21 protein-coding genes and 3 tRNA genes are annotated in these 19,943 nt (G+C 72.1%); 10 read left to right on the top strand and 14 right to left on the bottom strand.

What is annotated here, in order from left to right; all coding sequences use genetic code 11:
* Positions 1-72: 72 nt before the first annotated feature.
* A complete protein-coding gene (locus tag ACIBO1_RS00005; RefSeq protein WP_396740120.1) occupies positions 73-534 on the bottom strand; it encodes an NUDIX domain-containing protein in 462 nt (153 codons plus the stop codon).
* A 206-nt stretch (positions 535-740) separates the two neighbouring features.
* Positions 741-816 (bottom strand) — tRNA-Lys (locus tag ACIBO1_RS00010).
* A gap of 186 nt (positions 817-1,002) precedes the next feature.
* Here ACIBO1_RS00010 and ACIBO1_RS00015 point away from each other — a divergent pair.
* Both ACIBO1_RS00015 and ACIBO1_RS00020 read left to right on the top strand, forming a co-directional pair.
* Positions 1,003-2,247 carry an Ig-like domain-containing protein gene (locus ACIBO1_RS00015; protein WP_396740122.1) on the top strand — a complete coding sequence of 415 codons (1,245 nt, stop codon included), beginning with the start codon at positions 1,003-1,005 and terminating at the stop codon, positions 2,245-2,247.
* Between the two features lie 125 nt (positions 2,248-2,372).
* Positions 2,373-3,626: an Ig-like domain-containing protein gene (locus ACIBO1_RS00020; protein WP_396740124.1), complete on the top strand. Its 1,254-nt coding sequence runs from the start codon at positions 2,373-2,375 to the stop codon at positions 3,624-3,626.
* Between the two features lie 16 nt (positions 3,627-3,642).
* Here ACIBO1_RS00020 and ACIBO1_RS00025 read toward each other — a convergent pair whose 3' ends face one another.
* The 4 genes from ACIBO1_RS00025 to orn all read right to left on the bottom strand — a co-directional run bounded on the left by ACIBO1_RS00025 (position 3,643) and on the right by orn (position 6,731).
* Positions 3,643-4,203, bottom strand: a complete 561-nt coding sequence (locus ACIBO1_RS00025; RefSeq protein WP_396740125.1) for a TetR/AcrR family transcriptional regulator — start codon at positions 4,201-4,203, stop codon at positions 3,643-3,645.
* A gap of 36 nt (positions 4,204-4,239) precedes the next feature.
* The gene (locus ACIBO1_RS00030) at positions 4,240-5,763 is read right to left on the bottom strand and encodes an MFS transporter (protein ID WP_396740127.1); all 1,524 of its coding nucleotides are present in this window, start codon (positions 5,761-5,763) and stop codon (positions 4,240-4,242) included.
* Positions 5,764-5,965: 202 nt separating this feature from the next.
* Positions 5,966-6,041: transfer RNA gene (locus ACIBO1_RS00035), tRNA-His, on the bottom strand.
* A 93-nt stretch (positions 6,042-6,134) separates the two neighbouring features.
* A complete protein-coding gene (orn, locus tag ACIBO1_RS00040) occupies positions 6,135-6,731 on the bottom strand; it encodes an oligoribonuclease (protein ID WP_350693415.1) in 597 nt (198 codons plus the stop codon).
* Between the two features lie 67 nt (positions 6,732-6,798).
* On the opposite strand from orn, the gene ACIBO1_RS00045 reads away from it, so the two are divergent.
* Positions 6,799-8,094, top strand: a complete 1,296-nt coding sequence (locus tag ACIBO1_RS00045; protein WP_396740129.1) for a glycosyltransferase family 87 protein — start codon at positions 6,799-6,801, stop codon at positions 8,092-8,094.
* A gap of 150 nt (positions 8,095-8,244) precedes the next feature.
* Here the strand turns inward: ACIBO1_RS00045 and ACIBO1_RS00050 are convergent, their stop codons facing one another.
* The 3 genes from ACIBO1_RS00050 to ACIBO1_RS00060 form a co-directional block, all read right to left on the bottom strand.
* Positions 8,245-9,141 carry a hypothetical protein gene (locus ACIBO1_RS00050; RefSeq protein WP_396740131.1) on the bottom strand — a complete coding sequence of 299 codons (897 nt, stop codon included), beginning with the start codon at positions 9,139-9,141 and terminating at the stop codon, positions 8,245-8,247.
* A 140-nt stretch (positions 9,142-9,281) separates the two neighbouring features.
* On the bottom strand, positions 9,282-10,037 hold the full coding sequence (locus ACIBO1_RS00055; RefSeq protein WP_396740133.1) for a YcnI family protein: 756 nt from the start codon (positions 10,035-10,037) through the stop codon (positions 9,282-9,284).
* A gap of 15 nt (positions 10,038-10,052) precedes the next feature.
* Positions 10,053-11,708, bottom strand: a complete 1,656-nt coding sequence (locus ACIBO1_RS00060) for a copper resistance CopC/CopD family protein (protein ID WP_396740135.1) — start codon at positions 11,706-11,708, stop codon at positions 10,053-10,055.
* A gap of 213 nt (positions 11,709-11,921) precedes the next feature.
* On the opposite strand from ACIBO1_RS00060, the gene ACIBO1_RS00065 reads away from it, so the two are divergent.
* The 4 genes from ACIBO1_RS00065 to ACIBO1_RS00080 are packed head-to-tail and all read left to right on the top strand — an operon-like array spanning position 11,922 to position 14,848.
* Positions 11,922-12,515, top strand: a complete 594-nt coding sequence (locus ACIBO1_RS00065; protein WP_396740136.1) for a sigma-70 family RNA polymerase sigma factor — start codon at positions 11,922-11,924, stop codon at positions 12,513-12,515.
* The gene (locus ACIBO1_RS00070; RefSeq protein WP_396740138.1) at positions 12,512-13,024 is read left to right on the top strand and encodes a MauE/DoxX family redox-associated membrane protein; all 513 of its coding nucleotides are present in this window, start codon (positions 12,512-12,514) and stop codon (positions 13,022-13,024) included. Before ACIBO1_RS00065 ends, ACIBO1_RS00070 begins: the two co-directional genes overlap by 4 nt.
* A complete protein-coding gene (locus ACIBO1_RS00075; protein ID WP_396740140.1) occupies positions 13,017-13,733 on the top strand; it encodes a DsbA family protein in 717 nt (238 codons plus the stop codon). Before ACIBO1_RS00070 ends, ACIBO1_RS00075 begins: the two co-directional genes overlap by 8 nt.
* The gene (locus ACIBO1_RS00080) at positions 13,730-14,848 is read left to right on the top strand and encodes a hypothetical protein (protein ID WP_396740142.1); all 1,119 of its coding nucleotides are present in this window, start codon (positions 13,730-13,732) and stop codon (positions 14,846-14,848) included. Before ACIBO1_RS00075 ends, ACIBO1_RS00080 begins: the two co-directional genes overlap by 4 nt.
* On the opposite strand, the gene ACIBO1_RS00085 is transcribed toward ACIBO1_RS00080, so the two are convergent.
* The 4 genes from ACIBO1_RS00085 to ACIBO1_RS00100 are packed head-to-tail and all read right to left on the bottom strand — an operon-like array spanning position 14,838 to position 17,477.
* Positions 14,838-15,608 carry an energy-coupling factor ABC transporter ATP-binding protein gene (locus ACIBO1_RS00085; protein WP_396740144.1) on the bottom strand — a complete coding sequence of 257 codons (771 nt, stop codon included), beginning with the start codon at positions 15,606-15,608 and terminating at the stop codon, positions 14,838-14,840. The genes ACIBO1_RS00080 and ACIBO1_RS00085 overlap by 11 nt on opposite strands.
* The gene (cbiQ, locus tag ACIBO1_RS00090) at positions 15,605-16,369 is read right to left on the bottom strand and encodes a cobalt ECF transporter T component CbiQ (protein WP_396740146.1); all 765 of its coding nucleotides are present in this window, start codon (positions 16,367-16,369) and stop codon (positions 15,605-15,607) included. The genes ACIBO1_RS00085 and cbiQ overlap by 4 nt, the downstream gene beginning before the upstream one ends.
* 8 nt (positions 16,370-16,377) lie before the next feature.
* The gene (locus tag ACIBO1_RS00095; protein WP_396740147.1) at positions 16,378-16,764 is read right to left on the bottom strand and encodes a PDGLE domain-containing protein; all 387 of its coding nucleotides are present in this window, start codon (positions 16,762-16,764) and stop codon (positions 16,378-16,380) included.
* Positions 16,761-17,477 (bottom strand): energy-coupling factor ABC transporter permease, encoded by a 717-nt coding sequence (locus ACIBO1_RS00100; protein ID WP_396740149.1) that lies wholly within the window; start codon positions 17,475-17,477, stop codon positions 16,761-16,763. Before ACIBO1_RS00100 ends, ACIBO1_RS00095 begins: the two co-directional genes overlap by 4 nt.
* A 147-nt stretch (positions 17,478-17,624) precedes the next feature.
* On the opposite strand from ACIBO1_RS00100, the gene bcp reads away from it, so the two are divergent.
* The 3 genes from bcp to ACIBO1_RS00115 all read left to right on the top strand — a co-directional run bounded on the left by bcp (position 17,625) and on the right by ACIBO1_RS00115 (position 18,849).
* Positions 17,625-18,101: a thioredoxin-dependent thiol peroxidase gene (gene bcp, locus ACIBO1_RS00105; protein WP_350693403.1), complete on the top strand. Its 477-nt coding sequence runs from the start codon at positions 17,625-17,627 to the stop codon at positions 18,099-18,101.
* 64 nt (positions 18,102-18,165) lie between these two features.
* A tRNA-Leu gene (locus ACIBO1_RS00110) sits at positions 18,166-18,248 on the top strand.
* A gap of 67 nt (positions 18,249-18,315) precedes the next feature.
* Positions 18,316-18,849, top strand: coding sequence for a GNAT family N-acetyltransferase (locus tag ACIBO1_RS00115; protein ID WP_396741432.1), 534 nt, complete (start codon positions 18,316-18,318; stop codon positions 18,847-18,849).
* A gap of 21 nt (positions 18,850-18,870) precedes the next feature.
* Here ACIBO1_RS00115 and ACIBO1_RS00120 read toward each other — a convergent pair whose 3' ends face one another.
* Complete coding sequence (locus ACIBO1_RS00120; protein ID WP_396740151.1) at positions 18,871-19,878, bottom strand: expansin EXLX1 family cellulose-binding protein; 1,008 nt, start codon at positions 19,876-19,878, stop codon at positions 18,871-18,873.
* Positions 19,879-19,943 lie beyond the last annotated feature (65 nt).

A 19,943-nucleotide genomic window follows, 5' to 3' on the forward strand; every position in this document is an offset into this window, starting at 1 on the left:
TCCCGGTTGACCCCCATCGAGTACGAGACAATCATGATCCCACCGGCCAGTCAGGCCGCGTGACTGAAACTGTCACCTATCGGTGCAGCAGACCCACGCCGAGAGCAGGGCCTCCTGGTTGGAGGTGATGAACTCGGTCAGCCCTGCTGGCTTGAGATCCACTGCGCGCAGCTTGTCGATAGTCACTCGATCAAGCTGATAGTCACCACGCGATGCATCATCGAACTCCGGCCCAGTCCGAGCAGTCTCCCGCAGCTCAACTAGCCGGCAGACGAAGAAGTGCTGCACAGAAACGCCCTCACCAGCCGGGGCCGTAGACAGGAACACCTGGACGAACCCGTCGGCCTCTGCGCCGAGCTCTTCATGCAGCTCCCGACGAAGTGCCGCCTCCAGGGAGACGTCCGTCGACTCCAGGCCACCGCCCGGCGTCGTCCAGTACGGCGCCTGGCCGGGCTTGATCCGCTTGATCAACACGAGGCGGTCGTCTCCGTCCAGCAGAATCGCCCGCACCGACCTACGCACGATCCGACGCACGACCGCCCCCTATCCACACCCGACGGAATGCCCTGGCGGCAACACAGCCATTTGATCTTCGGGCCTGACCGCTGACATCACACCGCGTCCCACCGACGCCGACCCGGTCCAACGGCTCCCGAGCACCCAGCGAGCCACCATCCATGACGACAAACACGAAAAAGGCCCCGACCGGCAGAGATCTGCCATGTCAGGGCCTTGCTGCTTGGTGCGCCGCCAGGGACTCGAACCCCGAACCCGCGGATTAAGAGTCCGCTGCTCTGCCAGTTGAGCTAGCGGCGCTCGGTGGCAACGGGGGAAACCCTAGCACGCACCCCGAGGCGGGTTCCAATCCGATACCCGGGTCCTCCCTTCGGTCGAGCTTTCCGGACATTTGGCAACAAGCACGCACAAGGCGTGGGACGGGTTCATGTTGGGCGGGTGGGATGGGGCACGATGTGCGCCAGGTGCGCTAGGACAGGGGTGGGGATGGGCAGGTTCGCGCGGGCCGGGGCGCTGGTGGGCACCCTGGGCCTGGTGGCGTCGCTGGCATTGTCGGGTTGTCGTGAGGAGGGCTCGGCCGCCGAGTTCGTTCCCGGGCCGTCGACCAGTGAAGCGGTGGCACCGGACACACCGCCGTCGAGTGGGCCGCCGTTGGCGGTGAGCCCGGCCGACGGGGCGAAGAAGCGGCCGGTGAGCGTGGAGATCGGCGCTGAGCTGCCGGACGGCGCGACGGTGTCGAAGGTCAGCCTGACCACGGCCAACGGCAAGGAGGTCAAGGGCAAGCTGCGTACGGATGGCTCGTCCTGGGTGCCGTCGGCGCCGTTGAAGTGGTCCACCGAGTACACGGCCACGGTCACCGCGAGCCGGCCGGACGGCTCGGTCAGCGAGGGGACCAGCACGTTCACCACGATGGCCAAGCCCGGCTCGATGATCACCTCCGGGCTCTACCTGTTCGACGACCGGACGTACGGGGTGGCCATGCCGGTGGTGGCGGAGTTCCACCCGGGCATCCCGAAGAAGGACCGGGCCGCCGTGCAGAAGCGAATGTTCGTGCAGACCGACCCGCCGCAGCCGGGTGCCTGGCACTGGGTGAGCAACGGCACTCAGGCGTTCTACCGGGCGCCGGAGTACTGGAAGGCCGGCACGAAGCTGTCCGTACGGATCGCGTTGGCCGGCATTCCGCTGAGCAACGGCCGGTTCGGCAACGTCGACCGGAACGCCACCGCGAAGATCGGTTCGGCCTTCGAGATGAAGGTGGACAACGCCGACAAGCAGATGCGGGTGTACGAGGACGGCAACCTGATCAAGACCCTGCCGGTGAGTCTGGGCAAGAAGAAGACCCCGTCGTCCAGCGGCACGCTGGTGGTGATGGAGAAGAAGGAGGCGACGGTCTTCGACACGATGGACGATCCCGATCCGGAGAACCGCTACGTCACCGACATCCAGTTCGCCCAGCGGCTCACCTGGGGTGGCGAGTACATCCACGCGGCACCCTGGTCGGAACACGTCCAGGGACGGCAGAATGTGTCACACGGTTGCGTGAACGTGTCCCTGGCGAACGCCCGCTGGCTCTTCGAACGGACCAAGGTCGGTGATCCGATCACCATCAAGGGCACCGAGCGGAAGCTGGCCGCCGGCAACGGTTGGACGGCGTGGGATCTGAGCTGGTCGGAGTTCGTCAAGGGCAGCGCGCTGCCGGTTCCGGACGGTGGTGCGGGCGCGGCCTTGTGACCGTGCCAGATATGTCACCATCCGGACATCCCGCTCCACGTGTTTCGGTTCACCTTCCGCAACGGGTACGTGTTCCGGTGCGTCTGTGATGTGGACGGGCAGCGGACCACGACTGTGAGGACACCATGCGAGTTCGGGACCAGCGCAACCGCCGGCGGGGGGTGCTCGCCGCGGGGATGCTCGCCGTGGCGATGGTGCTGACCTCCGCCTGCACCGGCGGCAAGGGCGGCGACAACGGGCCGGGCTGGCAGGACGGTGCCGACCAGCCGGCACCGAAGGCGTCGGTGAGCATCAGCGAGCCGGCCGCCGACGCGAAGGACGTTCCCGCCTCGACGGCGATCACGTTCGCCGCCGAGCAGTCCGAGGAGACCACCGTCGAGCTGGCCGACGCCGGCGGGGAGCCGGTCAAGGGCACGCTGGCCGCGGACGGTAGGAGCTGGCTGCCGGCGAAGGCGTTGGGGTACGGCGAGTCGTACACCGCGACCGTCACCGCGACCGGCGACGACGGTGTCCCGGTGACCGCGACCAGCGCGTTCACCGTGATGAAGCAGCCGAGCAACCAGGTCCGGATCACCAGTTTCCTCGGCGACGACCAGACCGTCGGGGTCGCCATGCCGCTGATCGTGAAGTTCGGCCGGGAGATCCCGGAGAAGTACCGCGCCGACCTCCAGCGACGGATGACGGTCAAGTCCACGCCCGCCCAGGAGGGCGTCTGGCACTGGGTCAGCCCGACCGAGGTCCGTTACCGGCCGAAGGAGTTCTGGAAGACCGGCAGCAAGGTCTCCTACCGGGTGCAGGCGGGCGGGCTGCCGCTGGGCGACGGCTGGTATGGCCGGGCCGACCTGACCGTGGACATCACGGTGGGCCCGAAGCTGGTCATGACGGTGGACAACCGGACCAAGCGCATGGTCGTCACCCGGGACGGCGAGACGATCAAGACGATCCCGGTGAGCCTCGGTAAGAAGACCACGCCCTCCTCCAGCGGCACGATGGTGGTGATGGAGAAGCTGCGCAAGACGGTCTTCGACACGTTCGAGGAGTTGGGCCCCGACGAGGGATACCGGACGAAGATCGACTACGCCCAGCGGCTGACCTGGGGCGGCGAGTTCATCCACGCCGCGCCCTGGTCCGAGGGGCAGCAGGGCACCACCAACGTCTCGCACGGCTGCGTGAACGTGTCGATGGTCAACGGCGCCTGGCTGTTCGAGAACACGAAGGTCGGCGACCCGATCGTGGTCAAGGGCACCGAGCGCAAGCTCCAGAACGGCAACGGCTGGACGGACTGGAACCTGAGCTGGGACGAGTACGTCAAGGGCAGCGCCCTGCCGTACGAGCCGGCGGGCGAGGAGTCCGCACCGGACGCCGACACCACCGAGTGAGTCGGCCGCCGGGCCGCTAGCGGTCGGTGCCGAGCGCGTGTGCCAGGACTCGGTGCACGCGCTCGGTGTCGGCGGGGACGTTCTCGATGAGGATGGCGGTGCAGAGGCCGTCGGAGGCGGCGACCAGCGCGTCCACGGCCCGGGGGTCGTCGGTGAGGGTGGCGGCGAGCGCGGCGACGTTCTCGCGCCAGTGCCGGGCGATCGGGGCGAGGGCGGGTCTGCGGGCGGCGAGCGTGGACAGTTCGCGTTCGGCCAGCGCCTTGTCGCGTCCCGGTCCGGCGGACTCGACGATCAGCTCGGCGAGGCCGCGCAGCTTGTCCCCCGGGCCGTCGATGATCTGGCGGATCCGGGCCGTGTAGCTGTCGGCGACGCTGGACAGGGCGGCGACGAGGAGGTCGTCGAGGGTGGCGAAGTAGTAGATGCTCAAGCTGGTGGCGACGCCGGCCTGCGTGGCGACCGCGCGGTGGGTGACGCCGGCTGCGCCCTCGCGGAGGACGACGGCGAGGGTCGCCTCGATGATCTCGGCTCGGCGTTTCGCTCCCCTGGCGCGTCGACCGTCGACGGGTTCCTCGCTCATGCTTCCTCCCCTGGCGCCCAGGGTAGTCGAGCCGGCTCAGTGACCGTCGGCGTCCTGATCCGCACCGAGGGGAGGGACGTGCCGCAGGGCCACCAGGCACAGCAGGCTCGCCCCGACGATGGCGACGCCGGCCACGGCGGAGGCGACGTTCACCCCGGTGGTGAAGGCGTCCCGCGCGGCCCGTACGGCCTCGGTCGGCACCTGGTCGGCGACGGCGAGCGCGCCCGCGAGGCTGCCGGTGAGCCGGTCGGCGACCTCCGGTGCGGTGCCGGCCGGTGCGACCATCCGCGCGGTGTAGAGGGCGGTGCTGAGGCTGCCGAGCAGCGCGACGCCGACGGCGATGCCGAGCTCCTGGACGGTCTCGGACATGGCGGCGGCCGATCCGGACTTGGTGGCCGGTGCGGCGCCGACGACCATGTCGGTGCCGAGCGCGGCGATCGCCCCGAGCCCGAGGTAGACGGCGGCGAACCCGGTCACCACCGTCACCGTGTCGCCGGGACCGGCGGCGGCCAGCAGCGCGTAGCCGAGCACCGACGACCCGAGCGTGGCGGCCATGACCAGGCCCGGCCGGACCCGCCGGGCGACCAGGGGTGCGCCGACGGCGGCGGCGAACATCGCCAGCGCCGGTGGCCCCATCCACAGTCCCGCGGTGAACGGGCTGAGGCCCTCCACGAGCTGGAGGTACTGCGTGACCATGTACATGGTGCCGCCGACACCGACGAGCCCGATCAGCAGGACGGCCAGTGCCGCGGAGAAGGCCCGGTCGGCGAAGAGGGTGACGTCCAGCAGCGGCGCGGCCAGGTGCCGTTGCCGGCGGACGAACGCCATCCCGGCGATCGCGCCGACGACGAGGAGGACCGGTGTGCGCGCACCGGCACCGTGCGAGGCGGCGTGCTTGACGGCGTAGACGACCGGCAGGATCGCGGCCAGAGACAGCGCGACGCTGATCATGTCCAACCGTCCGGCCTGCGGGTCGGCGTACTCGGGTAGCAGTGTCCGCGCGCCGGCCAGGACGGCGATCGCGACGGGAACGGCGAGCAGGAAGGCCGCACCCCACCAGAACGTGTCGACCAGGGCGCCGCCGACGACGGGACCGGCCGCCATGCCCAGGGCGAACATGGTCGCCCAGACCCCGATCGCCATCGCGCGCTGCCGGACGTCGACGAACATGTTGGAGATCAGCGACAGCGTCGAGGGCATCAACGTCGCGCCCGCGATCCCGAGCAGCGCACGGGCGGCGATCAGCAGTTCCGCGCTGGGCGCGAAGGCCGCGAGCACCGACACGAACGCGAACGCGGTCATCCCGATCCGGAGCAGACGTCGCCGACCGATGCGATCGCCCAGGGTGCCCATGGTGATGAGGAATCCGGCGATGAGGAACCCGTAGGCGTCCATGATCCAGAGGGTCTGCGTGGCCGACGGGTCGAGCGCCTCGGCCATGCTCGGCAGCACCAGGTACAGCACGGTGACGTCCAGGCCCAGCAGCAGCGTCGGCAACGCCAACAGCCCCAGGCCCGCCCACTCGCGCCCGCCCGCACGGCGGATGGCGACCTCCGACACGACGACTCCCGAAGGTATTTGAACGGCAGTACAAGTAGAACTATCGTTCAAATATCTGCTGAAGGCAAGGCCGGGACAGGCGCACGGGAGGCGCGGCAGGGAGAGGTCGGGCGAGGAGGGACCGGGCGGCGTGGTGGCCCGAGGGGAACGACGGCCGGTACGGGAACGAGGCCCGGACCGAAGGGTCCGGGCCTCGCTGGTGTGGGGTGACTGATGGGAATTGAACCCACGACAACCGGGACCACAACCCGGTGCTCTGCCAACTGAGCTACAGCCACCATGCCGCCGCGCCCGAACTCATCGCCCGTGCGGGTGCGGGGAAATCATACCCCCACCACGGCCGACCGCGTCCAGCGGGTTGCCGGGGTGGCTCAGAGGTCGGCGGCGATGGCCTTCGCGCTCTCCACGTCCGGCCCGGGCAGCGGCACGAAGACGGTGCGGCGGTAGTACTCCAGCTCGCGGATGCTCTCCCGGATGTCCGCCAGCGCTCGGTGGGCGAGGCCCTTCTGCGGCTGGCCGAAGTACACCCGGGGGTACCACCGGCGGCACAGCTCCTTGATCGAGGAGACGTCGATCATGCGGTAGTGCAGGTGCGCGTCGAGGCGGGGCATGTCCCGGGCGATGAAGCCCCGGTCGGTGGCGATCGAGTTGCCGCAGAGCGGCGCCGTCCGTGGGTCCTTGACGTGGCTGGTGATGTAGTCGAGCACCCGGTCCTCAGCCTCGGCAAGGCTGACCGTGGAGCGGCGGACCTCCTCGGTCAGCCCCGACTTGCCGTGCATCGTGCGGACGATCTCCGGCATGGCGTCGAGCGCCGCGTCGTCGGCGTGGATCACCACGTCCACGCCGTCGCCGAGCACGCGCAGATCCGGGTCGGTGACCAGCGCCGCCACCTCGATCAGCTTGTCGCCGCCGAGGTCGAGCCCGGTCATCTCACAGTCGATCCAGACGAGAAGATCAGCCATCGGCACAGCCTACGCGCAGCCCACGCACCGTGGCTGCGCGCCGCCGACCCGACCGACCGCTAGGGTCTCTCCCGTGCCCGCCGAACCCGCCACACCGTCCAGCGTCGACCTCGAAGACCCTGGTGGCCGCAGTGCACGGCGGATCGTCGGGGCGCTGGCGCTCGCCTCGGTGTTGCCGGTGCTCTATCTGCCGGGCACCGTGCACGACTTCTTCGACCTCAAGATCTATATGGCGGCGATGGACTGGTGGGCCGCCGGCAATCCGCTCTACGACTACGCCCAACCCGACCGGGTGCAGGGTGAGCTGTTCTTCACCTATCCCCCGTTCGCCGCGTTGCTGCTGCTGCCGTTCTCCCTGCTGAAGCTGGGCGCCACGGTGGCGATCTTCACCGGGCTGACCGTGCTCGGCGTGGTGGTCACCACGAAGTGGCTGCTCGACCCGGTGATCCGCCGGCACCGCCTGCCGTACGCGTTCACCCTGGCCGTGGGCGCGCTGCTGGTCCTCGGCGTGGAGAGCACCCGGGAGACGATCACCTTCGGACAGATCAACATGCTGCTGGTGGTGCTGATCCTCGCCGACCTGCTGTTCGCCGTACCCCGGGGCAGCCGGTGGGCCGGGGTGGGCATCGGACTGGCCACCGCGCTCAAGCTCTTCCCGGGCATCTTCATCGTCTATCTGCTGGCCACCCGACGCTGGCGGGCGGCCGTGGTGGCGAGCGCCGCCGCCGCCGGAGCCACCCTGCTCGCCGCGGCGGTGGCACCCGGCGACTCGTGGCGCTTCTGGACGCACGAACTGTGGGCCACCGACCGGGTCGGGCGCACCGACTACACCGGCAACCAATCGCTGTTCGGGCTGCTGAGTCGGCTGACCGCGCCGGAGGAGCCGAGCCGGCTGATCTGGCTGCCCCTGGTCGCGGCCGTCGTCGCGTACGGCCTCTGGCGGGCGGTACGCGCCACCCAGGCCGGCGACGTACTCACCGCCCTGACCCTGACCGGCCTGGTCGCCGCCCTGATCAGCCCGATCACCTGGACGCACCACATCTACTGGTTCGTCCCGGCGGTGATCATCCTGGTCGACGCGACCTTGCGCACCGATCCCCGAACGCCCGAGGGAGCGCGGCGGCGACGCCGGTTGGCCGGACTCGCGCTCGGCACCTCGATGATCATCGTGTACGGCGTGGTGTCGTTCTACGACTGGGGCGTCACTCCGACGCCTACCCAGACGCCCTGGGAGTTCGTGCTCCGCAACGCGTACGTGCTGCTCTGTCTGCTGCTGCTGGTCGTGCTGCCGGTGCGCCCACGGGCGGACCGACCGCTGACCGAGTCGCGCGAAGCGGACACTCTTCCCGAGACGACCATTCACCGGTAATCTGCCCTTAGAGGCATCATCCTCCGATGGGCACCGATATCCCCCGGTGATGGGCGGCCCTCCGCGTCGGCAGCGCGGAGGGCCGCCCCACCCGTTCCGGCTCCGGTGCTCGCCCGACGGACCACCGCTGCGGCGGCCGCCTGCGGGCGGTCAGGACGGCGGGGCGGGCGGGCGCAGCGGGTGGTGCGGGGCGGGCAGGTCGGCCAGGGTCTCCGGGCGCGGCACCGGGGCGATCGCGGCCCGGGGCGCGGCGGCCACCGACACCAGCTGCCGCTCGGGCGTCGGACGCGGCGACGGCGGCGTGCCCAGACCGCTGAGCGAACTCACTCCCAGCCGGCCGGCGAGCACCGGCACCTGGTCGGGTTCGACCACGAAGACCACCTCGCGCGGGCGGACCGGACGCAGCAGCACCAGCGCTGCGAGGACCACCAGCAGGATGCCGCCGGTCAGCGAGCCCCAGGTGGCCGGGGCGACCCATCCGGCCCGCAGTTCGGCGCGCAGGTCCAGGGCCAGGTCGGCCCGACCGTCGGGATGCATCAGCACCAGACTCAGTCGTTGACCGGCCAGTTCCCCGGGACTCCATTCGAGGGCACCGGCACCCGCGCGTACCCAGAAGGTCTGTGCGGCCGGGGCGGCCGGCACGGTCGGCGGCGTACCGACCTCCGGGGTGCGGTGCTCCAGCCGGACCGGCAGTGGCCCCCGGGCCAGTGCCGTGCGCTGCACCACGGCGTGCGGCGCACCGGCCAGCCAGCGACGTGCCTCGTCGGCCGGGGCCAGGCCGACGAACGCCGGACCATCCGGGGTACGGGCGTCCAGCCGCAGCCGCGCCTGCCCGAACCGGCTGAACGGCACCTCCTGTCGCAGCAGTGCGTCCAGATCGGTCACCACCACCGCGTGCCCCGGTGTCCGCACGGTCTCGACGCGGGCGGTGAACCCCCCGCCCGGGTCCGCGTGACTGGTCAACAGGCCGAGCCCGGCGGCACCGAGCAGCGCGGTGGTGCCGGTGATCAGCAGCACCATGCCGGCCAACACCCACACGAAACGCATCCGCCTTGTCCCCCTCCGTAGCGAGATACCCGGCCGACCTTACCTACGCCGAACGGCTGATCTGCGGATATCCACGGCACCGGGTTCGAAAGCGGACGGGCCCGCCGGGAACACCCGGCGGGCCCGTGACGCGGGAGCGGTCAGGAGGTCGTGGTCGCCTCGCCGCCGTCGGTCGGGTCGGCGTCCCGGCGGGTACGCGAGAACGCGAGTCCGCCCAGCACCAGGCCACCGACCCCGGCGACCAGCCCGGCGACGCCCAGCCCGACGGCCAGCCCGGTGCCGTCCTCGTCGTCGTCGGCCACCGCCTCGGGTGCGGGCGCCCCGGCCGGTCCCTCGGTCGCAGTTCCGGCGGCGGTGAGGGTCAACACCGGCGCGGGGGCGGCCGGCTCCTCACCGCCCGGCTGCGGCTCGTCGATCCAGCGCACCACCCCGCCGTCCGAGTAGGTCTGCAGCGCCTTGAAGACCATCTGGTCCACCTCGGGCAGCGGGCCCAGCATGACCGGGAACTCCTGGAACGTGCCCGGGGCGATCGCGGCGTCGCCGCTCGCCGTCCAGGTGACCTTGGCGACCACGTCCGAGATCTCCGCACCGTGCACCAGGATCGGCGGATCGACCCGGCGGTTCTCCACCTCCACCGTCCAACCCGGCACCGGCGCGGTGGACACCGAGCCGATCGCGGCGTTCTCCGGCAGGAAGATCTCCAGCTTGGTGGTCGACGCCGTGTCGCTCTCGTTCGGCACCCGGAACGCGAACCGGCCGTAGTCGCCCTGCTCGGCCTCGCTCGGGCTGATCGAGACGTGGGCCGACGCGGGCGCCGCGAAGCCGAAGACGGCGGTGGCGACGGCGCCGAGCGCCAGGGCCGCGGCGGCACCCACGGTACGCCGGTGACGGATCATCGGTATGGAACCTCTCTAGGCAACGGGCACGGTGGCGGTCACCGTGGCCTGGTCGATCTCGGTGGTCCGGGCGGTGACCCGCAGCTCCCACTCACCCGGACCCGGCAGCGTGATCTCGCCGGTCGCGTGGTTGTCGGTCAGCGGCAGCAGCGGGATGTCGATCGCCTCGATCCCGGCCGACGGCAGCGCGATGGTGGCCTTCCACTCCACGACCGGCTGCGGCCGGTTGTCCGGCGTGTACGCGTAGAAGTGCACCGAGTTGTTGCCCCGTCGGGCCGGGGACATCTCGATCTGCAGCGAGTAGAGCGTGCTCTCCACCCGGGTGGTGAAGTAACCGGCGTCGACGGCGGCGACGTCCGAAGAGGCGGTCCGCGCGGGCGTGGTCTGCACCAGGACGGCGGTGACACCGAGCACGACCGCGGTGACCGCCAACTCCGCCCAGACGGCCCGGCGTACCGGTGCGGGGCGACTGGCGGCGACCCGTTTGCGGATCAGGTTCCGCGAGTACGCGGCCAGCACGATCACCACGGCGAACAGCCCGACCTTGGCGAGCACCAGACGGCCGTACGTGGTGTTGACCAGCGCTGCCGGGGTGGCCACCTCGATCAGCGCCTGGACGATGCCGGCGAGCAGCAGCGCGGAGACCGACAGGGCGGCCCAGCGCGACCAGATGGGCAGGATCGCGCCCAGCTCCCGTTCGTCCGCCCGGGGCAGCAGGAAGGCGGCGAGCATCACCAGGCCGCCCAGCCAGACCGCCATGCTGCCCAGGTGGACCGCGTCGACGATCACCGACACGGCCGGGGCGGGCGAGGCCGCCGGGTGCCCGGACAGCGGCCAGGTGAGCAGCGCCGCACCGGCGAGCAGGCCGAGGATGATCAGGTCGGCCCGGCCGACCGGCCCGGCCAGCAGTGGCCGGAGCAGGAACGCCGCCGCCGCGAGCAGTCCCAGCCGGATCAGGTGAGCGGCGCCGAACGTGCTGCCGAGCACCAGGCTCAGCCCCTCGCCGCTGATGTCGAACGGCCCGCCTCCGCTGGTGTAGGGCACCTGCAGCAACGCGACCGCGACGGTGGCCACCGCCACCAGTCCCAGGCCGGTCCAGGCCAGGCGGGCCGGTCCCTGCCGGGACAGTCGGCGCGGCCAGAGCAGCGCGAGCACCAGTGCGGGACCGACGAGCAGCAGCAGACCGACGTACCCGACGAACTTCGCGGCCTTGATCGCGTTGGTGACCAGCGGATCGGCGCGACCGTCGTCGCCGCTGTCCACCGGCGGCTCCGAGGGCGCGCCGACGGAGTAGGTGAACGCACCGGAGACCGGGTGGCTGTCCGCCGAGATCACCCGGTAGGTCACCAGGTAGGTGCCGTTGCCGCCGGAGGTGTCGACCGCGATGTTGACCACGCTGTCGGTGAAGGTCGGGTCGCCCCGGTCGACGCGGGACCCGTCCGGTGCGATGACCCGGATCCGGTCCGGCACCCGGCGGACCGGCTCGCTGAAGGTGAGCACCACCTCGGCCGGCGCCGCGGGCACCACGGCCGACGCGGCCGGGCTGCTGCTGGACAGCACGGCGTGGGCGGCGGCCGGTCCGGCGGGGACCAGCAGCAGGGCGACGACGGTGACCAGCAGGCCGGCGGCGGCGGCCCATCGGACGGATCGGCGGCGAGGGACGGCAGTCATGACCCACATCGTCTCTGACCGGACCCCTTTCCGGCGAGTCGCGACCATCGATTGACGGCTGTCACCCGCGATCGCACGCGGACGCACGGGCGCCGGGCCGAGGTCATGAGCGGGTAGTCGGCGGGGACCCGCAGAAAGTTCCCGGCGTGGCGCAGCCCATGAAGGGCCGAAGGACCCTGCTGCTGCCGGTGGGGCCGCGTAACCTGGGTTGTCGTGATCCCCGCCCCGCGCGACACCCGCGCCGCCGCCGACACCGGCGGTGTCGACGCGCACGCCGGGCCGGACCCGGCCACCGACTGGGCGCTCGCCGCCCGCGACGGCGACCCGGTCGCCCAGGCCGCCTTCGTCCGGGCCACCCAGGCCGAGGTGTGGCGGTTCACGGCGGCGCTGTTGGACCCGGACAGCGCGGACGATCTCACCCAGGAAACCTACCTGCGCGCGTTCCGGGCGCTGCCCGCCTTCGAGGGCCGGTCCAGCGCCCGCACCTGGCTGCTCGGCATCGCCCGGCGGGCCTGCGCCGACCACCTCCGTACGGTGGTCCGGCGGCGACGCCTCGACCAGCGACTCACCGCCCACGCGCACACCGACCTGGCACACCCCGACCCGGCCGGGCAACTCGGCACGGCCGACCTGGTCAGCCGACTGTCCGCCGAGCGGCGCGGCGCGTTCGTGCTGACCCAGTTGCTCGGCCTGTCGTACGCCGAGGCGGCGACCGTGGAGGGCGTGCCGGTGGGCACCATCCGCTCCCGGGTCGCCCGGGCCCGCGCCGAACTCGTGGACGCGGTCGGTGAGGCGCTGGCCGGGTGAACGGGCGGGGCGCGACGTCGAGGTGGACGCGGTGGCGGCCCTGGCTCGGGCTCGCCGTCCGGCTCGGGCTGGCCGCCGTCTGGCTCTACGCCGGCGCCTCCAAGGTCGGCGACCTGGCCGCCTCCGGCCGCAGCGTGCACGCGTACCAGGTGATGCCGTACGACCTGGCGGTGGTGATCGGCGCGGTGCTGCCCTTCGTCGAGCTGGCGTTGGGCGTACTGCTGCTGCTCGGGTTGGCCACCCGGCTGACCGCCGGGGTCTCGGTGGTCCTGTTGCTGCTCTTCGTCGCGGGCATCGCCTCGGCCTGGGCCCGTGGCCTGGCGATCGACTGCGGCTGCTTCGGGACCGGCGGCGAACTGCCGGCCGGGCAGCGCCCCAGCTACCTCCCGGAGATCCTCCGGGACGTGGCTTTCCTGGCGATGGCCGGGTTCCTGCTGATCTGGCCCCGGACCGCCGTCTCACTGGACGGCGTCCTGACGGGCGTACCGGTGGAGGACGAGGATGAGTAGTCGCAAGGGACGCAAGGACGCGGCCCGGGTCGTCCGGGAACAGATTGCCCGGGAGCGGCGCCGCAAACAGACCCTGTGGATCTCGCTCGGCGCGGTGGTGGTGCTGGTGATCGCCGGCCTGGTCGGATGGAGTGTCTGGTCGGGCCAGCGGTCCGGCGACTTCACCCCGCCGCCGGGCGCCAACGACGCCGGCACCGGCGTGGTGGTCGGCTCCGGGCCGGTCACCGTCGACGTGTACGAGGACTACATCTGCCCGGCCTGCAAGCAGTTCGAGCAGACCAGCGGCGCCACCCTCAAGCAGCTCGTCGACGAGGGCAAGGTACGGGTGGTGTACCACCCGGTGGCCTACCTGAACCGCTTCTCCAGCACCCAGTACTCGACCCGGGCGTCCGCCGCCTCCGGGTGCGCCGCCGAGGGCGGCAAGTTCACCGAGTTCGGCGCGGCGTTGTTCGAGCGCCAGCCGCCGGAGGGCGGCGCCGGTCTCAGCGACGACCAACTCGTCGACATCGGCACCGAGGTCGGTCTTGACCGGGACGCCTTCGGCACCTGCGTCCGCGACGGCAAGTACACAGCGTGGACCGCGCACGTCACCGAGGAGGCGAGCCGCGCCGACGTCACCGGCACCCCGACCGTCCTGGTCGACGGCGAGCCGGTGCAGCAGTGGACGCCGGAGAACATCACCGCCGCCGTGGAGGCGGCCGGACAGTGATCCGTGCCCTGGCGGCCCGTACCGGGCTGTTGCTCACCGGCGTGGTTGTCGCGCTGCTGGCGACCGCCGCCCCCGCCGCCGCGCACGGCGCGGACGCGCCCGACGGCACCGACTACCGGGTGGCGGTCGGCGCGGTCGCGTCCCGCCCGGACCTGCGGGTCCGAGTGGTCGAGGCGGGCGCACGCCTGGAACTGACCAACACCGGTGACCGGGCGGTCGAGGTGATCGGCTACTCGGGCGAGCCCTACCTGCGGGTGGGGCCGGACGGCGTGTTCGAGAACACCCGCTCACCGGCGACCTACCTGAACCGCACCATCCTCGCCGACACGCCGCTGCCGGACGAGGTCGATCCGGCCGCCGCCCCGCAGTGGCGACGGATCGACACCGGCACCACCGCCCGCTGGCACGACCAGCGGGCGCTGTGGCGCGAGGCGGGTCCGCCCGCCCAGGTCCGCGCCGCACCCGACCGCGAGCACCGGGTACGCGACTGGGTCGTCCCGCTGCGCGACGCGGACGGGCGCACCGAGATCCGGGGCACCCTGGACTGGGTGCCGCCGCCGGACGCGTACCCGTGGTGGGTGGCGATCACGCTCGGCGCGCTCGCGGTGGGCGCGGCCGGGCTGCTGCCGGCCGCCTCGTCGCCCGGCGGCCGGGCCCGGACCGGTCTCGGTGCGCTGCTGACGGTCGGCGGGGTGGCGGCGGTCGTGCTCGCCGTGGGCCGGGTGCTCGACGCCGGGGCCGAGGGAGTCGGCGCGGTGCTGACCGGGCTGCTGACCGGCCCGGTCTGGACCCTGGTGACCGGGCTCGGCGCGATCGTCGCCGGTGGCTGGGCGGTGACCCGGCGCGACGGCGTGGACTTCGTGATGGCGCTCGCCGGGGCGTGCCTGGCGCTGTTCGCCGGGGTGTCCAACGCCGCCGTGCTGTCCCGTGCCGTCCCACCGGTGCCCTGGTCGGCCACCGCCACCCGGATCCTGGTCGTGGTGGTCCTCGTCGCCGGTGCCGGGGCACTCGCCGCCGCCGTGTTGCGCCTGCACGCCACCGGCCGAGCCGCCGCACCGACCGGCCCGACCGAGCCCGCCGAGCCGACCGGGCCGACCGAGCCGGTCACTCGATGACCGGGTGCGGGACGGGGCGGAACGGGTAGGGCAGTTCGAGCCGGTGCCGGGCCAGCAGGTCCGGGTCGGCCAGGAGCGTCGAGGTCGGGCCGTCGGCGACGATCCGGCCGTCGTCCAGGATCACCGACCGGTCGCAGAGTTCGTAGGCGTACGGCAGGTCGTGGGTGACCATCAGCACCGTCACCGGCAAGGATCGCAGGATCCCGGCCAGTTCCCGCCGAGCCGCCGGATCCAGGTTGGACGAGGGTTCGTCGAGCACCAGGATCTCCGGGCGCATGGCCAGCACGGTGGCCACCGCCACCCGACGGCGCTGCCCGAACGAGAGATGGTGCGGGGCGCGCTCCCGGTGCGCGGACATGCCGACGGCGGTCAGCGCCTCGTCCACCCGGGCGGAGAGTTCCGCGCCGCGCAGCCCGAGGTTCGCCGGCCCGAAGGCCACGTCCTCGGCGACGGTGGGCAGGAAGAGCTGGTCGTCCGGGTCCTGGAAGACGATGCCGACCCGGCGGCGGATCTCCGCCAGCGCGGCCCGGTCCGGGCCGACCGCCAGGCCGCCCACGGTGACACTGCCCTCGGTGGGCACCAGGATCCCGTTGAGGTGCAGCACGAGCGTGGTCTTGCCGGCGCCGTTCGGGCCGAGCAGGGCCACCCGTTCGCCCCGGGCCATGGTCAGGTCGACACCGCGCAGCGCGACGTGCCCGTCCGGGTAGGCGTACCGGACGCCGTGCACGTGCAGGCTGGGCGGCGGCCCACCGGCGTTCACGTGAGCACGGTGGCGGTGGCCGCAACGGTGCCCGCCAGCACCGGGACCGTGGCCGCGAGCAGCCACTGACCGGTCGTCGCCGCACCCGTACCCGACCACGACACCGGCATCCGACCGGTGTACCCGCGCGAGCGCATCGCCAGGTACACCCGCTCCCCCCGCTCGAAAGCGCGCAGGAACAACGCACCGATCCCGACCGCGAACCCGCGTACCTGCCAGAGAAAACGCGGGTCGTCACCCCGGGAGATCCGGGCGATCCGCATCCGGCGGGCCTCACCCACCAGCACCTCCAGGTACCGCAGCATGAAGGTGGCGATCTGGGTGAGGATCTGCGGGCAGCGCAACCGGTCCAACCCGACGATCAGGTCGCGGGTGGTGGTGGTCGCGGCCAGCAGCAGCGACGCCCACACGCCCAGGGTCCCCTTGGCGAGGATGTTCCCCGCGCCGTACAGCCCGTCGACCGACAGGGCCAGCCCCAGCACGTCGACCCGGTCCCCGGTGCCGAGGAACGGCAGCGCGACCGCGAACAGCACGAACGGCAGCTCGATCGTCGAGCGCAGGAGCAGCCACCCGGCCGGCACCCGGGCGAGCGCGGCGACGGCGGCGACCAGCAGGGCGTACACGCCGAAGGCCCAGAGCGCCTCGCGCGGCGTGGCGACGACGGCGACGGTGAACGCCACCATCGCCGCGATCTTGACCTCCGGCGGCAGCCGGTGCACCGGTGAGGCGGACTCCCGGTACAGCACGTGCGCGGCGGCCATCCCCGTCGCTACCCGCGACCCGACGCGGTGGCGCCGGTCCGGTCCGCCTCGCCGTCCGGGCCGGGGCCACGACGGCGGACCAGCCAGAACCCGCCACCGGCCACGGCGAAGGTGAGCAGTACGCCGAGCACACCGGCCAGGCCGGTGGAGACGAGGTCGTTGTCCAGCCCGGCGATGCCGTAGTCGGCCAGCGGCCCACCGATCTCGTGCTCCTTCTCCTGCCGCGCCGGGCAGTCCCCGCCGACGATCTCGTCGTCGGCGTCGAAGACGCAGCCCTCCCGCAACGACGAGTCCAACCCGTCGGGGTGGGCCGAGGCCACGTTGCTCACCAGCCCGGCCAGCAGCAGTGCGACGAGCAGGCCGACGACGACGAAACTCCGGGATCTCGTGCTCAACGGACACCTCCGGCGGCCGGGACGGACGTCGACGCGGCCGGCGACAGGGCCCGCAGCGCGTACACCAGGTCGGGTCGGACCTTCGCCACGGTGACCACCGTGGTCGCCGTGATCACGCCCTCGCCGACGCCGATGAGCAGGTGGGACACGGCCATCGTGCCGGCCAGGCCGGCCAGGTTGCCGCCGAGGTCGGTGGTGCCGCCGAGCTGGTACTGCAGCACGAAGCCCATCGCCGCGACCACCACACTGACCACCGAGGCGACGAAGGCCGCCACCGCCAGCCCGGTCGGCGTACGCGGCAGCACCCGCAGCAGCAGCGCGATCGTCAGGTACGCCACCGCGATGCCGATGACCGCCATGTTGGTGACGTTGAGCCCGAGCATCGCCACCCCGCCGTCGCCGAAGACCAGCGCCTGCACCGCCAGCACCACCGCCACGCAGAGCGCGCCGACCCACGGGCCGACCAGCATGGCGGCGAGCGCGCCGCCGAGCAGGTGACCGCTGACTCCCCCGACGAAGATCGGGAAGTTGAGCATCTGTACGGCGAAGATGAACGCCGCGACCAGACCGGCCATCGGTGCGAGCCGGTCGTCCAGGTCCTGTCGTCCACGCCGGACGCAGAACGCCATCGCCGCCAGCGCCACCACCCCGAAGAGCGCCGCGACCGGACCGTTGATGATTCCGTTGGCGATGTGCATGGCCAGGGTTTCCACGTGACCTCCCACGTGACGGCGGGCCCGCGCTCGCCGGCAGGAGTGAGCGTATTTCTCGACATAGGCTGTTGCCAATACCTGGCAGGAGTGTGATCACGGGTGCGGCGTGCCGACCGGGACGGCCCGGGGCGGCGGTAGGGTCGTGCCATGACCGCACCCGCCCGTCTCGCCGCCGGTGACCCGGCGCCCGAGTTCACCCTCCCCACCGACGCCGGAGGGCAGCTCACCCTGGCCGACCTGCGCGGCCGCAAGGTCATCCTGTATGCCTACCCGGCCGCGATGACCCCCGGCTGCACCAAGCAGGCCTGCGACTTCCGCGACTCGCTCGCGTCCCTCCAGGCCGCCGGCTACGAGGTGATCGGCATCTCGCCGGACAAGCCGGAGAAGCTGGCCACGTTCCGTGAGCGCGACGCGATCACCTTCCCGCTGGTCGCCGACACCGACAAGTCGGTGCTGACCGCGTACGGCGCGTACGGCGAGAAGCAGTCCTACGGGCGCACGGTGACCGGGGTGATCCGCTCGACGTTCGTGATCGACGAGAACGGCAAGATCGAGCGGGCGCTCTACAACGTGAAGGCCACCGGCCACGTCGCCAAGCTCCGCCGCGATCTCGGCCTGGACTGACGCGGTCGGACCGCCCGCCGACTCGACACGGTCCCGGCGCGACGCTCTAGACTCTGTCTCGCTGGCGGGAGTGGCGTAAGGGCAGCCGCGCAGGTCTTAGGAACCTGTGTCCGAAAGGACGTGGGGGTTCGAATCCCCCCTCCCGCACCGACCGATCCGTCGCCTTGGTCACGATCGCAGGTGATCGGGGTGCGGTTCGATGACGATGGGCACCGTGAGTCTGCGCTTCGTCCTGGATCCCGAGCTGACCCCCGATCTGCGTACCCGGATCGTCGCGCTCTGGGTCGACGTCACCAACGCGGGCGGGGCGGTCGGCTTCGTCGCCCCGGTCACCGCCGACCAGGTCCGCACCATCGCCGACCCGACGCTGGCCGGCATCGCAGACGGGCCGGACCGCCTGCTGGTGGGGTACGACGGTGACCGGCTGGTCGCCATGGCGATCTTCACCGACCCACGGTTCCACCTCAAGACGCACCTGCGGGTGCTCACCCGCGTGATGGTGCACCCGGACACGCAGGGGCGCGGGCTCGGCGAGGAGCTGATGCGCGAGGCCGAGCGGGTGGCCCGTGGCCTGGGGCTGGCGGCCCTGCACGTGACGGTGCGGGACGGGCTGGGACTGGACCGGTTCTATCGGCGGCTCGGATACCGCGAGGTGGGCCGGTGGCCCGGCGCGCTGCGGGTCGGCCCCGGTGACGACCGCGACGAGATCCTGATGTGGCTCGGGTTGGCACCCGACCCGACCGGCTAGCGCTGAACGGCGAGCGGGACGTCAGGAACCGCAGCCGGGCGACGTGGCGGCCACCGGTACGGGCGGCAGGTCGGCCGGATCGCTGGTCGGCGCGGCCGGGGTCGCCGTCTCGGCCGACGGGGTGGTCGAGACGGACGGGGTCGGGCTTCCGGTGGCGCTGGCGCGCGGTTTCGGACTGGCCGACGGTGACCGGGACGCGGTGGTCGTGCCACCCGTGGTGCCGCCGTACATCCGGACCGTGGAGCGCTGGACCTGGCCGGGAGCCATCCGGATGCCGGTGGCGGTCACCCGGTGTCCGCGCGTGTCGGTCACCCGGATCTGGTACGGCCCGGGACCGGCGCCGGAGTCGATCAGCCAGTAGTTGTAGCTCTCCCGGGCGGCCGCCCGCCAGTTGCCCGAGCTGCCCTGGCGCACCTCGACCGCTCGCAGCGGGTTGCCGTGTCCGGCGACCAGCACGGCGAACCAGTACTGCGACGCGCCTTCCTTGATCCGGAAGGTGAGCGGACCGGCCAGCGGCGGGTCGACCACGAGGCGGTAGCTGACGTTCACGATGCCCTGCACCGGGTCGGCGATCCGGGCGAACGCCTCCCGGGACAGGTCGATGTGGCCGGGCGCGCACTCCGGGCACTGATCCATGATCATGACGCGTACCTTGCCCTTGGGCCCGGTCACGTCGAGGTAGCCGCCGCAGGCCGCGCCGTCGGCGTACTCGCTGGGGCCGAGGGCGACGTAGAGACGGTCGGCGGGGGCGGACGGGTAGGAGCAGTTGCCGCCCTCGCCCTTGGAGTCGTAGAACGTCGACTTTCCCTTGTTCAGGGTGCCGGCGGCGGGTGGGGCGAGCAGCGCGGCGGCGACCGGTGCGGCGGCCCGGGGCGGTGCGGCGCAGGCGGGTGCGGCGCCCGAGCGCAGCGCGAGGGTGAGGCCGAGGAGCGTGGCGAGTGTCGCCACGGCCCCGCCGGCCAGCCAGCGGCCCAGCTTCGGACGCCGGGTGCGGGCTCGGTCGGCGGGGCCGTCGGTTCCGTCGGTCACGTGGACCGATGCTGCCGGACGGCCAACGGATCGGACAAGCCACCTAAGCGAAAGCTAAGACGAAG

The organism is Micromonospora sp. NPDC049903 (assembly GCF_044460945.1).
Taxonomy (GTDB): Bacteria; Actinomycetota; Actinomycetes; order Mycobacteriales; family Micromonosporaceae; genus Micromonospora.